Source organism: Actinophytocola sp. (assembly GCF_035942955.1).
In the GTDB taxonomy this organism is placed as follows: domain Bacteria; phylum Actinomycetota; class Actinomycetes; order Mycobacteriales; family Pseudonocardiaceae; genus DASYTH01.
In genome coordinates, this window is the sequence record NZ_DASZCQ010000010.1 from 20417 (window position 1) to 34422 (window position 14006).

Annotated in this window: 16 protein-coding genes and 1 tRNA gene; 9 read left to right on the forward strand and 8 right to left on the reverse strand. The window is 69.5% G+C overall.

Going from position 1 to position 14006, the window contains the following annotated elements; translation table 11 throughout:
* Nucleotides 1-141 precede the first annotated feature (141 nt).
* The 5 genes from VGX25_RS00715 to VGX25_RS00735 are packed head-to-tail and all read left to right on the forward strand — an operon-like array spanning nt 142 to nt 5450.
* Entirely contained in the window at nt 142-1410 is a 1269-nt protein-coding gene (locus VGX25_RS00715) for an MFS transporter (RefSeq protein WP_326915521.1), read from the forward strand.
* A gap of 11 nt (nt 1411-1421) precedes the next feature.
* A complete protein-coding gene (locus VGX25_RS00720; RefSeq protein WP_326915522.1) occupies nt 1422-2189 on the forward strand; it encodes a putative hydro-lyase in 768 nt (255 codons plus the stop codon).
* 18 nt (nt 2190-2207) lie between these two features.
* Nucleotides 2208-2363: a hypothetical protein gene (locus VGX25_RS00725; RefSeq protein WP_326915523.1), complete on the forward strand. Its 156-nt coding sequence runs from the start codon at nt 2208-2210 to the stop codon at nt 2361-2363.
* A 19-nt stretch (nt 2364-2382) separates the two neighbouring features.
* Entirely contained in the window at nt 2383-4035 is a 1653-nt protein-coding gene (locus VGX25_RS00730; protein ID WP_326915524.1) for an FAD-dependent oxidoreductase, read from the forward strand.
* Complete coding sequence (locus VGX25_RS00735) at nt 4032-5450, forward strand: ATP-binding protein (RefSeq protein ID WP_326915525.1); 1419 nt, start codon at nt 4032-4034, stop codon at nt 5448-5450. Before VGX25_RS00730 ends, VGX25_RS00735 begins: the two co-directional genes overlap by 4 nt.
* Here the strand turns inward: VGX25_RS00735 and VGX25_RS00740 are convergent.
* Both VGX25_RS00740 and VGX25_RS00745 read right to left on the reverse strand, forming a co-directional pair.
* Entirely contained in the window at nt 5440-6636 is a 1197-nt protein-coding gene (locus VGX25_RS00740; protein WP_326915526.1) for a hypothetical protein, read from the reverse strand. The two genes, VGX25_RS00735 and VGX25_RS00740, sit on opposite strands and share 11 nt — an antisense overlap.
* A 38-nt stretch (nt 6637-6674) precedes the next feature.
* The gene (locus tag VGX25_RS00745) at nt 6675-8513 is read right to left on the reverse strand and encodes a bifunctional metallophosphatase/5'-nucleotidase (RefSeq protein ID WP_326915527.1); all 1839 of its coding nucleotides are present in this window, start codon (nt 8511-8513) and stop codon (nt 6675-6677) included.
* Nucleotides 8514-8723: 210 nt separating this feature from the next.
* Between VGX25_RS00745 and VGX25_RS00750 the strand changes: the two genes are divergently transcribed.
* On the forward strand, nt 8724-8963 hold the full coding sequence (locus VGX25_RS00750; RefSeq protein WP_326915528.1) for a CsbD family protein: 240 nt from the start codon (nt 8724-8726) through the stop codon (nt 8961-8963).
* A 3-nt stretch (nt 8964-8966) separates the two neighbouring features.
* Here VGX25_RS00750 and VGX25_RS00755 read toward each other — a convergent pair whose 3' ends face one another.
* Nucleotides 8967-9821 carry an SDR family oxidoreductase gene (locus VGX25_RS00755; protein WP_326915529.1) on the reverse strand — a complete coding sequence of 285 codons (855 nt, stop codon included), beginning with the start codon at nt 9819-9821 and terminating at the stop codon, nt 8967-8969.
* Nucleotides 9822-9887: 66 nt separating this feature from the next.
* Here VGX25_RS00755 and VGX25_RS00760 point away from each other — a divergent pair, with 66 nt between their 5' ends.
* The gene (locus tag VGX25_RS00760) at nt 9888-10160 is read left to right on the forward strand and encodes a DUF2277 domain-containing protein (protein WP_326915530.1); all 273 of its coding nucleotides are present in this window, start codon (nt 9888-9890) and stop codon (nt 10158-10160) included.
* A gap of 13 nt (nt 10161-10173) precedes the next feature.
* Complete coding sequence (locus VGX25_RS00765) at nt 10174-10740, forward strand: dihydrofolate reductase family protein (protein ID WP_326915531.1); 567 nt, start codon at nt 10174-10176, stop codon at nt 10738-10740.
* Here VGX25_RS00765 and VGX25_RS00770 read toward each other — a convergent pair.
* The 3 genes from VGX25_RS00770 to VGX25_RS00780 all read right to left on the reverse strand — a co-directional run bounded on the left by VGX25_RS00770 (nt 10737) and on the right by VGX25_RS00780 (nt 12893).
* Nucleotides 10737-11600, reverse strand: coding sequence for an SAM-dependent methyltransferase (locus VGX25_RS00770; RefSeq protein ID WP_326915532.1), 864 nt, complete (start codon nt 11598-11600; stop codon nt 10737-10739). The two genes, VGX25_RS00765 and VGX25_RS00770, sit on opposite strands and share 4 nt — an antisense overlap.
* Before the next feature lie 43 nt (nt 11601-11643).
* Nucleotides 11644-12501, reverse strand: coding sequence for a helix-turn-helix transcriptional regulator (locus tag VGX25_RS00775; protein WP_326915533.1), 858 nt, complete (start codon nt 12499-12501; stop codon nt 11644-11646).
* Between the two features lie 161 nt (nt 12502-12662).
* Nucleotides 12663-12893 (reverse strand): DUF397 domain-containing protein, encoded by a 231-nt coding sequence (locus VGX25_RS00780; RefSeq protein ID WP_326915534.1) that lies wholly within the window; start codon nt 12891-12893, stop codon nt 12663-12665.
* A 212-nt stretch (nt 12894-13105) separates the two neighbouring features.
* On the opposite strand from VGX25_RS00780, the gene VGX25_RS00785 reads away from it, so the two are divergent.
* Complete coding sequence (locus tag VGX25_RS00785) at nt 13106-13333, forward strand: hypothetical protein (protein WP_326915535.1); 228 nt, start codon at nt 13106-13108, stop codon at nt 13331-13333.
* A gap of 29 nt (nt 13334-13362) precedes the next feature.
* Here VGX25_RS00785 and VGX25_RS00790 read toward each other — a convergent pair.
* Nucleotides 13363-13449: transfer RNA gene (locus VGX25_RS00790), tRNA-Ser, on the reverse strand.
* A 7-nt stretch (nt 13450-13456) separates the two neighbouring features.
* On the reverse strand, nt 13457-13903 hold the full coding sequence (locus tag VGX25_RS00795) for a MarR family winged helix-turn-helix transcriptional regulator (protein WP_326915578.1): 447 nt from the start codon (nt 13901-13903) through the stop codon (nt 13457-13459).
* Between the last annotated feature and the right edge of the window lie 103 nt (nt 13904-14006).

The window sequence follows — 14006 nt, forward strand, 5'->3', positions numbered from 1 at the left end:
ATGTCGTCCTCAAAGCTAACGCTCAATCATGGTCTTGTCATATCGTTCAACAATCGTACGTTGAACGATCCCCTTGTCAGATGCTCTCCGGTCCTCTAGCCTCAACTGTCACGGATAGCCACCGAACGAGCGAGGTGGGTCATGAGCACGGTTCGTGAATCACAGGAACGGCAGGAGCCCCAGGAGGTTCGGCTCGCCTGGTACCGGGAGCTGCCACCGCAGGGGAAGCGCGCGGTGCACGGCGCGTTCCTCGGCTGGGGATTGGATTCGTACGACTTCTGGGTGCTTCCGCTCAGCCTGACCGCGATCGCCGCGACGTTCGGGCTCAGCAGCGGGCAGAGCGGCTGGCTGGCCACGACCACCCTGGTCTGCTCCGCGATCGGCGGGGCGGTCGCCGGCGTGCTGGCCGACAAGTTCGGCCGGGTCCGCACGCTGATGCTCACGGTGATCGCCTACGCGGTGTTCACCGCGCTGTGCGGGCTCGCGCCCAACTACGAGACGCTGCTTGTTTTCCGTGCCCTGCAAGGGTTCGGGTTCGGCGGGGAGTGGGCGATCGGGGCGATCCTGGTCGCCGAGTACGCGTCGGCCCGGCATCGGGGCAGGACCGTGGCGGTGATCCAGAGCGCCTGGGCGATCGGCTGGGGCGCCGCCGTGCTGGTGTACACGCTGGTGTTCAACCTCGTCGACGAGCAGACGGCGTGGCGCATCCTGTTCTTCACCGGCGCCCTGCCTGCGCTCGCGGTGATCTACATCCGGATGAAGGTGACCGACGCCCCGGTCTACACCGAGCACCGGCAGCACGCGGCGCGCGGATCGTTCGCCGCGATCTTCCGCCCCGACCTCCTGCGGATCACCGTCTTCACCGCCATCCTGTCCACCGGTTGCCAGGGCGGCTACTACACGATCGCCACCTGGCTGCCGGCCTTCCTCAAGAAGGACCGCGGGCTGTCGGTCATCGGCACCGGCGGCTACCTGTTCTTCCTGATCGCCGGCGCATTCCTGGGCTACCTGACCGGCGGCTACCTCACCGACCGGTTGGGGCGCAAGAACGCCTTCCGGATCTTCGCCGTCGCCTCCGGGCTGCTGCTGGTGCTCTACACGCAGCTGCCGCCGAGCACCGGCTCGGCGATCATGTATCTCGGCTTTCCGCTCGGCTTCTGCGCATCGGCGATCTTCAGCGGGTTCGGGTCGTACCTGGCCGAGCTGTACCCGATCCGGGCCCGGGGGGCCGGCCAGGGCTTCAGCTACAACCTTGGCCGGGCGGTCGGCGCCGCCTTCCCCGCGACGATCGGCTACCTGGCCGACGCGTTCGGCACCGGCGGCGCGATGACGTTCGGCGCGCTGGCCTACGCGCTGGCGTTCGTGTCGCTGTTCTGGCTCCCCGAGACCCGGGGCGCCGAACTGTCCTAAGTGGAGGTGTCATGTCGACTCCGGCCGAGGCGAGGGCGGCGTTCCGCTCCGGGGTGGTGGCGACCACCTCGGGCTGGGCGGACGGGTACGTCCAGGCCAACCTGGTGTCGGTGCCGCGGGAGCACGCCTACGACATGCTCCTGTTCGCGCAGCGCAACCCCAAGCCCTGCCCGGTGCTCGACGTGACCGATGCCGGGTCGGCGACGACGGTGCTCGCGCCCGACGCCGACCTGCGCACCGATCTCCCCCGCTACCGGGTGTGGCGGCACGGCGTGCTCGACGAGGAGCCGACCGAGGTCAGCCACGTGTGGCGGGCGGACCTGGTGACGTTCCTCATCGGCTGCAGCTTCACCTTCGAGGCGGCGCTGGCCGAGTCCGGGGTGCCGCTGCGGCACGTCGAGAACGGCACGGCCGTGCCGATGTACGTCACCAACCGGAAGTGCCGGCCGGCGGGGCGGTTCGGCGGACCCATGGTCGTGTCGATGCGCCCCGTCCCGGCCGGTCAGGTGGCCACCGCGGTCGCGGTCACCGCGCGGGTCCCTGCGGTGCACGGCGCACCGGTGCACGTCGGTGCGCCGGCCGCGCTGGGCATCGCCGACCTGGCCAGGCCCGACTTCGGCGACCCGATCGAGATCGCGGACGGCGACGTCTGCGTGTTCTGGGCCTGCGGGGTCACCCCGCAGGCGGCGCTGATCGAGTCGAAGATCCCGTTCGCGATCACCCACGCGCCGGCCCACATGTTCATCACCGACGTTCGGGACATCGAGTACCGAACCTAGCCGGGAGGGGGCCCGACCATGTCCGACTCCACCACCGTCGCCACCGCCGTCCTGCTCAGCTGCCTGGCGATCACCTGGCTGCTGTGCCGGGCAAGGGTTTTCGGCACCCTGACCCTGACCGGGTTCGTCCTCGGGTCGCTGGCCACCGCGGCCGTGTTCGTCTTGCTCGGCTAGTTCAATTACCGTCGGCATCGTGCCGAAACCCGTACTGCTCACAGTGGACGACGACCAGGCGGTCTCTCGCGCCGTGGCGAGGGACCTGCGCCGGCGCTACGGCGAGGACTACCGCGTGGTGCGCGCGGAGTCCGGACCGGCGGCGCTGGAGGCGCTGCGCGAGCTCAAGCTGCGCGGCGAGCCGGTGGCCGCGATGCTCGCCGACTACCGGATGCCGCAGATGAACGGCATCGAGTTCCTCGAGCAGGCCATGGACCTGTTCCCGCGGGCCCGGCGGGCGCTGCTGACCGCGTACGCCGACACCGACGCGGCCATCCAGGCGATCAACCTGGTGGACGTGGACCACTACCTACTCAAGCCGTGGAACCCGCCGGAGGAGAAGCTCTACCCGGTGGTCGACGCGCTGGTCGAGACCTGGCGGGCGGTGGGCGAGACCCCGGTCACCGAGATCAAGGTGGTCGGGCACCGCTGGTCGGCCGGCTGCTACACGGCAAGGGACTTCCTCGCCCGCAACGCCGTGCCGTACCGCTGGTACAGCGTCGAGGAGCCGGAGGGACGGCGGCTGCTGGACGCGGCCGGCGCCACCGAGACCGACGTGCCCGTGGTGATCACCTCGGACGGCACGGTGCTGCGCGCCCCGAGCGAGACGGAGATCGCCGCCGCCGTCGGCCTGTCCACCACGCCCACCCGGGACTTCTACGACCTGGTGGTGGTCGGCGCCGGGCCGGCCGGGCTCGGCGCCGCGGTGTACGGCGCGTCCGAGGGGCTGCGCACGGTGCTGGTCGAGCGGCGGGCGACCGGTGGCCAGGCCGGGCAGAGCTCGCGGATCGAGAACTACCTCGGCTTCCCGGACGGCGTCTCCGGCGCGCAGCTGACCGACCGGGCTCGCCGGCAGGCCAGCAAGTTCGGCGCGGAGATCCTCACCACGCGGGACGTGACCGGGCTGGCCGTCCGCGGCTCGGCCCGGGTGATCCAGTTCGGCGACGGCTCCGAGCTGGCCGCGCACTCGGTGATCCTGGCCACCGGGGTGGACTACCGCAGGTTGGACGCTCCCGGCATCGACGACCTCACCGGGCGCGGCGTGTACTACGGCTCGGCCATGACCGAGGCGCCGGAGTGCGCGGGCGAGGACGTCTACATCGTCGGTGGCGCCAACTCCGCCGGGCAGGCGGCGGTGTTCTTCTCCCGGCACGCAAGGCGGGTCACGCTCGTGGTCCGCGGATCGTCGTTGCGCAGCTCCATGTCGCACTACCTGATCGAGCAGCTCGAGGACATCAAGAACATCGAGGTGCGCACCGGCACCGAGATCGAGCAGGTACACGGCGCCGACCACCTGGAGAAGCTGACCCTGCGCGGGCCGGACGGCTCCGAGACCGTCCACACCGGACACCTGTTCATCTTCATCGGCGCGGCCCCGCGCACCGACTGGCTGTGCACGGACATCGCCCGTGACGAGCGGGGTTTCATCCGCACCGGCCCGGACCTGCTCCTCGACGGCAGTCGCCCGCCCGGCTGGCCGCTCAACCGCGACCCGTACTACCTCGAGTCCAGCGTGCCCGGCGTGTTCGTGGCCGGCGACGTGCGGGCCGAGTCGGTCAAGCGGGTCGCCTCGGCCGTCGGCGAGGGCGCCATGGCCGTCACCCTCGTGCACCGCTACCTGGAGGACCGATGACCCCGGACGAGCTGCGCGAGCTGTTCCTGTTCGCCGACCTGACCGACGAGCAGCTCGCCTGGGTGGCCGAGACCGGCCGGGTCGAGGAGTTTCCGGCTGGCACCATGGTGACCACCGAGGGCGAGCCGGCGACCGGGTTCTACGTGCTGCTGTCCGGCACGCTGTCGATGAGCCGGCTGGTCCGCGGGCAGTCTGTGGAGATCACCCGGTCCGACTACCGCGGCGCGTACACCGGGTCGGTGCAGTTCTACCTCGGGGAGGAGAACCCGCGCTACGGCGGCTCGACCAGGGCCGTCACCGACTGCACCTTCCTGGTGCTGCCCGCCGACGAGTTCGGCAAGCAGTTCCGGAAGTGGTTCCCGATGGCCGCGCACCTGCTCGCCGGCGTGGTGCTCGGCGGCCGCAACCGGGCGTCGGTGATCGGCCAGCGCGAGCGCCTGCTGGCCCTCGGCCGGCTGACCGCCGGGCTGACCCACGAGCTCAACAACCCCGCGGCCGCCGCCAGCCGGGCCACCGAGGCGCTGCGCGAGCGGGTCGCCGGCATGCGGCACAAGCTGGCCGTCCTCGCCGGGTCCGATCTGGACGCCGTCCAGCTCAAGCGGCTCACCGCGATCCAGGAGGAGATCGTCGCCCGCATGACAACGCTGGAGCCACTGTCCCCTTTGGACGCCTCCGACCGGGAGGACGAGCTCGGCGACTGGCTCGACTCGCATGACGTGCCCAACGGCTGGGACCTCGCCCCCATCTTCGTCGGCGGCGGCGTGACGATCGCGGACCTGGAACGCCTCGAGTCCGAAGTGGACATCGAGCACCTGGTCGGCGCCATCCACTGGCTCGGCTACACCGTGGAGACCGAGACGTTGATCAACGAGGTGTGCGACGCCACCTCACGCATCTCCAAGCTGCTCGACTCCGCCAAGCAGTACTCCCAGCTCGACCGCACCCCGCACCAGTGGATCGACGTCCACGACGGCCTGAACTCCACTCTGGTCATGTTCAACCACCGCTTCGCCGACGGCATCCGCGTCGTCAAGGACTACGACCGCAGCCTGCCGCAGATCCCCGCCTACCCCGCCGAGCTCAACCAGGTCTGGACCAACCTCATCGACAACGCCCTCGACGCGATGGGCGCCGCCGGCACCCTCACCATCCGCACCGCGCTCGACGACCAGTCCGTCCTCGTCGAGATCTGCGACACCGGCCCCGGCGTCCCCGACAAGATCCGCGACCAGATCTTCGAACCCTTCTTCACCACCAAGGACGTCGGCGAAGGCACCGGCCTGGGCCTGGACGTCTCCTGGCGGATCGTGGTCAACCGTCACCGCGGCGACCTCCGGGTGGTCTCGCGGCCGGGTGACACCCGCTTCCAGGTCCGCCTCCCGCTCACCGAACCCCCGGAGGACCTCACCGCTTGACCCGCGCCCGCACGGCCAGCACGGCGAGCGCCAACAACACCGGCCCGACGACCCGGGCGACCATGACGGTCCAACTACCCGCCGAGGTCAGCTGCTGCCCCGCATCCCGCAACACCACCGCCCCCAACGCGATCCGCGCCGACTGCTCCACCCTCGGGCCCGCCCACACGGGCTCGCCGGGCAGCCCGACGGTGAACAGCAGCACCGACACCGTGGCGATGACCACGACGAGCGCCGCGAGCGCCCGCGCGGCGCGCTGGCCGTAACCGGACAGCAGCCAGTAAGCGGTGAGGATCCACCGCTCCGATAACGGCGTCGCCGGCGACTGGCGGCGCATCTCCATCTCGCCGTAGTAGAAGTCGCCGGCGCCGGCCTCGTTCTTGCTGTCCTCAAAGGCTTTACGCAACGACCGGTACAGCCCGGCGACCCGGGCCGGCCCAGCCGCAACCGGTACCCCGAGGTGCGGGTGCTGCTGTTGGGTGAACGACAGATACTCCTCGGCCAACTTCTGGCGCCGCGTCCACCACCAGTGAGCACGCTCGGTGTTGAACCGGCAACGTCCCTCGAGGCGAAGCTGGTCCAGCCGGTGGGCGCCGGCGAACAGGCACCAGCTCAGGTCCACATTGACCAGTACGAGATTTCTGACATCACAGCCGCGCAAGGAAAACAGCCTGACGCCCGTCCCAGCGAACCTCTCCTCCCATTCTCTGTCCCATTTGCCGCCTCGCGGCCACGGTGCGTAGCGGTGACTTGTCGCGATCATGGAGGTGTCGCCGAAGGTGGCCTCGGACGCGTCGACGGCGGCGTAGCTGACCTGCAGCCGCACACCGCCGACGAACTGGGTTCCCACGCACGACACATAGTCGGCCCGACCACCGATGTGCACCCAGCGCGCGAACTTGGCGCGGTCCAAGGTGAGCCGGTCACCCAGCAGCTCAACTTCTTCCACGTCTTCGAATTGAGCCTTGGTGAAGTCCAGGTGCCCGAACTCCCCGAGAGCTGGTATCAGCTGGGCCAGCAGGCTTGCGGTGACGGTTGTTCCCCGGGCGTCGAGATCAGCCTTTGGCTGCAGCGCATCCAGGAACTGCTCGAGCTGGTCACCGCTCAGGTGACCGAGGCAGCGATCGAACCCCTTGGCCTTGACGCCGGCGCAGGCCTCGACCTCGCAGGTCGGCCACATGGTCACGCTGACAGTGTGGCTCGGATGGGCTCCAATCGTATGAGTCAGCCGACCTTGGTGATCCTGTTCTGCGGGCCGGGGGCCACGGGGGCGCCGGCGCCGAGGTGGGCCACCAGCGCGTCGATGTCGAAGCCGGGGGCGGTGACGCGGTCGGCGCCGGCCGTGAGCCTTGTGAAGCCGTCGCCGCCGTTGGCAAGGAAGTCGTTGCTGGTGACCCGGTAGCTCGCGGCCGGGTCGATCGGGGTGCCGTCGAGGGACATCGCGGTGATCCTGTCGCCGGCGGCCCTTGTGCTGTCGTAGGACACCGCGAAGCCGGCGGAGATCTGCAGGATCCGTTGGACGGTTTGCCCGGCGAAGCCGACGAACTGCTGCTCGAGGACCTCCTTGAGCTGAGCGCCGGTGAAGGTCTGGGTGACGACCAGGTTGTTGAACGGCTGCACGGTGAAGCCCTCGCCGTAGGTGACCTCGCCCGGCGCCTCGCCGCCGGGGGAGAAGGCGAAGCTGAGGTCGGCGCGGATACCGCCCGGGTTCATCAGGGCGATCTGCGCGCCGACCGACCGGGTGTAGGCGAGCTGGGCGTCGGCGATCACGTCCCCCAGCGCGCTCTCGCCGGCGGCGGTGGTGGCGCGGGTGATGTCGGAGGTGATCCGGCCGACCACGCGGTTGGCGATCGGGGCGACCGCGGTGCGGTACTTGTCGACGAGCACCTTGGCGTCCGGGTCGACCAGGTCGGGGTTGCGGATGAAGTTGCCGGCGGCGTCGCGCGCCCAGGAGCCGTCGGGGAGGCGGACGCCGTTCTCGACGATCACGTTGCGGGCGGCGATGCTGGTGAACTTCTTGGTGCGCCGGTCCAGCGTGAAGCCGATGTCGGTGATCAGCGTGCCGTTGGAGCCGGCGCTGGTGACGACGGAGTTGGCGCCGGAGGAGTTCGGCAGCGCGCAGCTGTAGAAGCGGTGCGTGTGGCCGGAGACCACCAGCCCGTACTCGGGCCGCAGCCCGGCCACGATGTCGGTGATCGGGCCGGCGAAGTTGGCGCAGCTGGACGGATCCTGCGGCGTGGGCGGCGGGTTCTGCGCCCCGCCCTCGTGGATCAGCAGCACCAGCGACTTGATGCCCAGCCAGCGCAGCAGCTCGGCGTAGGAGTTCGCGGTCTGGATCTCGTCGAGGAAGTCGACGGTCTGGATGCCGGCGGGGTTGACGATGCTGGGCGTGCCCTTGAGCGTCATGCCGACGAAGCCGACCGGGACGCCCTGCACGATGCGGATGTCGACCGGCGGCAGGATCGGCAGCCGGGTCTGCTTGTCCACCACGTTCGCCGACAGGTAGCGGAAGTCGGCCCCTTCGAAGCCGTCGCCGTCCTGGCAGCCGTCGGTGGGGTGGCAACCGCCGCGCTGCATCCGCTTGAGCTCGGTCACGCCTTCGTCGAACTCGTGGTTGCCGACCGACGTGACCTGCAGGCCGAGCTGGGACAGCGCCTCGATGCTCGGCTCGTCGTGGAACGCGGCGCTGATCAGCGGGGTGGCCCCGATCATGTCGCCGGCGCCCGCGGTGATCACCTTCTCGCCGTTGGCCTCGCCGGCCGCGCGCAGCCGCTTGACGTGCGTGGCCAGGTACTCCACCCCACCCGCCGGGTTGCCGTTGACCAGGCCGCCGCTGCCCACCGGAGGCTCGAGCGCGCCGTGGAAGTCGTTGAACGACAGGATGCGACCCTTGGCGACCGATCCTCGCGCCGACTCGTCGTAGCTGACCAGCACCGGTGACAGCGGCGTCCACTTCTCCGGTGCCGGGGTCGACGGCACGGACACCAGCGGCACCGCGAGCAGAAACCCACCGGCGAGCGCGGGCGCCACGGCGTGGCGGAGCAGGGACTTCAGACGGGACACGATTCGCCTCCATCGCACCGGGCTGTGCACAACGGGTTGCATCCTGCCTTCCCATAGTGGCCCGTGCATAGCCTCCGGATGACCTGTCATCGAACGGTTGCTCGCCTGGTCACGGAGCCGGTCCGAGCACCGACGGTGCGTTGCCGATTAAGACGTGGTCCCGTGGGTATGCCACTGAACGTAACCACGATAAGAGTGGAGGCAACGCCAATGACTGAGCGGCACACTGGCCCCGCCGAGGGCGTGAAGGGTGTCGTCGAGGACCTCAAGGGCAAGGTCAAGGAGGCCGTCGGCGCCCTGAGCGGTGACCGGTCCAAGGAGCGTGAGGGCGAGGCGCAGCAGGACAAGGCCGCGTCCCAGCGGGAGGCCGCCGGGCGCGAGGCGCAGGCCGAGAAGGCCCGTGCCGAGGCCGAGATGCACGAGACTCGCCAGCGCTTCGAGCAGCAGTAACCGTCAACCCGGCAGGGTCTCCCCGCCAAGCGGGGCAAGGACCTCGCCGGTGTAGTAGGAGGACATCCGTTCGGCGGCAAGGAAGATGTAGGTCGGAGCGATCTCGTCCGGCTGGGCCGGCCGCCCGAGCGGAGTCCGTTCCCCGAACTTCTCGACGTGCCCCGGGTCGAAAGTGGACGGTATCAACGGCGTCCACACCGGACCCGGGGCCACGCAGTTCACCCGGATTCCCCGCTCCGCCAATGCCTGCGCCATCGAGTACGTCCACGCGATGATGGCGCCCTTCGTGGCCGAGTAGTCGATCAGCTGCTTGTGCCCGCGCAGCCCGTTCACCGAAGCGGTGTTGATGATCGCCGCGTCCTTGCCGAGAAACGGAAGCGCGGCCGCGGTCACCCGGAAGTAGCTGTGCAGGTTCACCTCGAACGTGCGCAGCCACTGCTCCTCGGTGAGCTCCTCGGGCGAGTCGACCGGCCGTTGCATGGCGACGTTGTTCACCAGCACGTCGAGCCCGTGCAGATGATGCACGGTCTGCTCGACGACGTCGCGGCAGTGCGCCGCGTCCCCGAGGTCGCCGGGCAGCAGCACGCAGTCCCGCCCGGTCGCCCGGACCAGATCCGCGGTCCGCTCGGCGTCCTCGTGCTCGGACAGGTACGCGATCGCGACGCTGGCCCCCTCCTTGGCGAAGCCGACGGCCACCGCCCGGCCGATTCCCGAGTCGCCGCCGGTGATCAACGCGCGGCGGCCGGCAAGCAGCCCGCGCCCGGTGTAGTCGTCCATCGAGTCCCGCGGCTGCGGGCGCATCGCCCCGGTCTCACCCGGCGGTTCCTGCTGCTGCGGCGGAAGGTTCGTGTCGGCCATGCCGCACGGATAGCCGGCCTGAACGGGCACAAACACGCCGGCGCCTGGCGGCCTAGGCTGGGATCCATGTGCCGAAACATCACCACGCTGCGTGGGCTGGAGCCGCCGGCCACCGCCGAGGAGATCGAGGCGGCGGCCCGGCAGTACGTGCGCAAGGTCAGCGGCGTCCAGTCGGTCTCCGACGCCACCAGGGACGCGTTCGAGGCCGCGGTGGCCGAGGTGGCCGCCGTGACCACCCGGCTGCTCGCCGAGCTGCCCGCCCGCCGCCAGCCGCCAACCACCGTTCCGCCGCTGCGCCGCCCGGAGGTTCGGGCCAGAATCGCCGCGAGAAACCGGTAGGAGGAGGCACGTCGTGCGCACGTTCAAGCTTCAGGTCCAGATCACGGTGGACGGCTACATGGGCGGCCCGAACGGCGAGATGGACTGGACCACGTTCCCGTGGACCGACGACATCGAGGCCTACACCACCGCTCTGGGTGAATCGGTCGACCTCATCGTGCTGGGCCGCAAGCTCGCCGAGGGATTCATCCCGGCATGGGCGGCCGGGCCCGAGGGCGAGGACCAGGAGTCCATCGACTGGATGAACAACACGCCCAAGGTGGTGATCTCCGACAGCCTCACCGAATCCCCCTGGGACAACGCCACCGTGGCCGGCGGCGACCTCGCCGAGACGGTGCACCGGCTCAAGTCGGAGCCCGGCGGCGACATCATCACCTACGGCGGCAGCACGCTGGCGTCGAACCTGATCGCCAAGGACCTGCTCGACGAGCTGCACCTGTTCGTCAACCCGGTCGCGATCGGCGCCGGGCTGCCGGTATTCCCCGACGTCGGCGGCCCCCGGCACCTGCGCCTGGTCAACGCGCAGTCCTTCGACTGCGGAATCACCGTGCTGCACTACCAACCGAAGCGCTCGGACTAGGGCTTGCGGCCGACACCGGCCCAGATCACGGCCTCGTTGGGCCGGTCGAACTCGATCACGGGCGAGGTCGGGCCGGTCTCCTCCGGGTGCCAGTCCGGGGTCCACCCCATGCCAGGGGGAACCAAGTCGAAGTTTCCGAGCAGCTCCCGGATCTCCGCGTGGGAACGCCAGATCACCGGGCTGCTCGAGGTGTCGTACATCCGCTTGAGCTCGACCAGCTTGTCGGCGATGTCGTCGGGCACGTCCTCGTCGGTGATGTGGGACACGGCAAGGTACGACCCGGGGGGAAGCAGTTCCCGGTAGCGGGCGACCGCGCGTGGGCCGACGTCGACGCCGTCCGGACCGGGTTGCTGGACGTGCAGCACCGCGATCAGCAGCAGCGCTATCGGCTCGTCGAGGTCGATCACGCCGGTCTCGATCACCCGCTGCCACAGCCGATCCGGGTTGCGCAGGTCGGCGTTGATCGCCGCATGCCGCTTGGGGTCGCCGTGCTGCTCGAGCAGCACCTGAGAATGCGCCACCGCGACCGGTTCGTTGTCGACGTACACGACCTTCGAGTCGGGTGCGATCTCGTCGGCCACCTGATGGGTGTTGCCCATGGTGGGCACCCCGGAGCCGATGTCGATGAACTGCCGGACCCCGAGGCGGACCAGGTGCCGCACCACCCGGTGCAGGTACAGCCGGTTCGCGATGGCGATCGGCCGGAGCAGCGGGAACGCGGCCAGGACCCGCTCGCCGAATTCGCGGTCGATCGCCCAGTTCGCGGTTCCGCCGAGATACCAGTCGTACACCCGGGCGACGCTGGGGCGGTCGAGGTCAACTCCCTGGGGCGGAAACGGGTCCTGCTCGGATTCGGTCACGTGCTGATCCCTTTCACCCCGGACTCGTCTTGCCTACGCATCGTCACACCTGCACCTGGGCCCGGAGATCCTGGGCGAGCTTCTCCAGGAACTCGGCGGTCTCGTTGCGCTCGAGCGCCGCGCCGCGCAGCCGGTCCCAGGCGTCGACGAACAGCTCGAAGTCACCCTCGTCGTCGATGTAGGTACCCCCGGCCGCATGCTCGATGAAGACGAAGTCCCTCGTGGCGTCCGAGAACCGCATGATCGTGAAGTCGTTGGGAACGAACGAGAGCCGGGTGTCGAACGGGAGAACGTGGATGAACGTCCGCGGGTAGGACTTCTCGAGCTCGAGCAGGTGCTGGACCTGGTCGAGTGCCACCGACGGGCTCGGGCCGCCCGGCATCCGGCGAAACGCGGCCTCACCGAGAATGAAGCGATAGAAGGGCGGGCGCTTGAGCTCGAAGACTTGCTTGCGCTCCAACCGGTTGCGCACCAGCGCGGTCACATCGGTCGCCCTGGCCTCGCTGAACTGCTTGAGCATGTAGTGCTCGGACTGAAGCGGTCCCGGTATGCGTTCGCCGTGCCAGCTGAGGATCTCCGAGGCCGCGGGCTCGAGGTCGGTGAAGGTGCGGAACCAGTGCGGCACCGCCGATCGGTACCCGGACCACTGGCCCCGCTGGCCACTCGTGCGGGCCAGCGCCGTCATCATGTCGGCCTCGGTCTTGCTGGTGCCGAAGGCCTCGAGCATCTGCCTGAGGTCGGACAGCTTGACCGAGACGGCGCCGTTCTCGATCTTGTTGATCTTCGCCTGCCCGCAGCCGAGCAGCGCGGCGACTTCCTGCTGGGTCATCCCGGCCGCCACCCTGGCGCGGCGGATCTCGTTGCCGAGCTGCCGGCGCCGCGACGTGACCGTGCTGGACACGGGTCTCCGCTCTTCACTCCAGGTATCGACGGGTGGCGTCAATGTAATGCATTCCGCACTCGGACCGCTCCGACGAGCATGGCCGGCGCCGGCCAGGCATGCTCCGCACAGAGAATAATCGCCGACCGCGGTCGAAGTCGTTAGGCGTTAGGCGTTAGGCGTTAGGCGCGATCGAACCGCGCCGACCTCGCCGCGTCCATGAACGCTTCCCATCCCACGCTGTCGAAGACCAGCGCCGGACCGGTCGACTTGCCGTCCCGGACACCGGCAAGTCCCGGCACACCAAGGTTCACCTCGACGCAGTTGCCCCCGTTGGGGCCGCACGACGCGGCCGCCCGCCAGGCACCGCGGGGGAAGGCGGCAACGCTCGCGATCCGCTCGCAGCTGTCCATCGTGCACCCCCGCAACCCCAGTGCTCGACAACAAGAATAATCTTGCCCTACGATTATTCCCGGTGCAAGCGACGAGGAGGCGCGACGACCGTGCCGGCCGACGTGGGGGCCCGTAGCCTGAAAACGCTGCTCACAGCGCCCCGACCGGCGCACCGTGGATGGCGGCGTGGTCGACGCTCCACCGCTGACGGACTATTCCCGCCGAGGCGGCGATGACCGTGAACAATTTGTGGCTCCCCGCCTCGGCATGCTCCCATCCCAGGGACGCCCTGCTCGGCGAGCTCGACGCGCCCAAGCTGTCCATCCTGTGCCGCCAATGCGGCGCCGCCTGGAACCAGGACACCATCCCCGGCAGCGTCATCGACACCCTGCAGGAGCTCCTCGACCAAGGCCGCTTCCGCCCCCGCCAACCCCCACCCCTCCCCGAAGCCAAGCCCTGACCAACAGGCCCGCCCACGGACCTCGAGCGCGGAGGCGGAGGGATTTGAACCCCCGGACCCGGTGAAGGGTCTCCTGTTTTCAAGACAGGTGCAATCGGCCGCTCTGCCACGCCTCCTGGGGGGTCAAGGGTAGCGGGGTGGGGTGGGGAGCTCGTCGAGGTGTTTGAGGACGCGTTCGAACATGGTGGCGAGGATGGCCTGCTCCTCGCCGGAGAGTAGGTCGATGAGGTGCTCGCGGACGCCGGCCACGTGGGTGGGGGCGGCGGCGCGGAGGCGGGCCATGCCCTTCTCGGTGAGCTCGGCCATGACCCCGCGGGCGTCGTCGAGGCATTCGACGCGGCGGACAAGGCCGGCCTTCTCCATGCGGGAGATCTGGTGGGACAGGCGGCTCTTGGACGACGCGACGCGGCCGGCCAACTGGCTCATCCGCATCCGCCGACCGTCCCGCTCGGACAGCTGGACCAGGACCTCGTAGTCGGCGATGGTCATCCCGTGCGCCTCCTGCAGCTCGCGATGCAGCTGCTGGCGCATCAGCTCGGTACCCATGATGTAGGCGCGCCACGCCCGCATCTCGCCGGGTGTGAGCCACCGGGGCTCGGATCCTGCGGAGGTCACGTGACAAGGCTATGCGTTCACCCACAGGTTTCTCCCAGATACCCGACCGGGGGCCGGC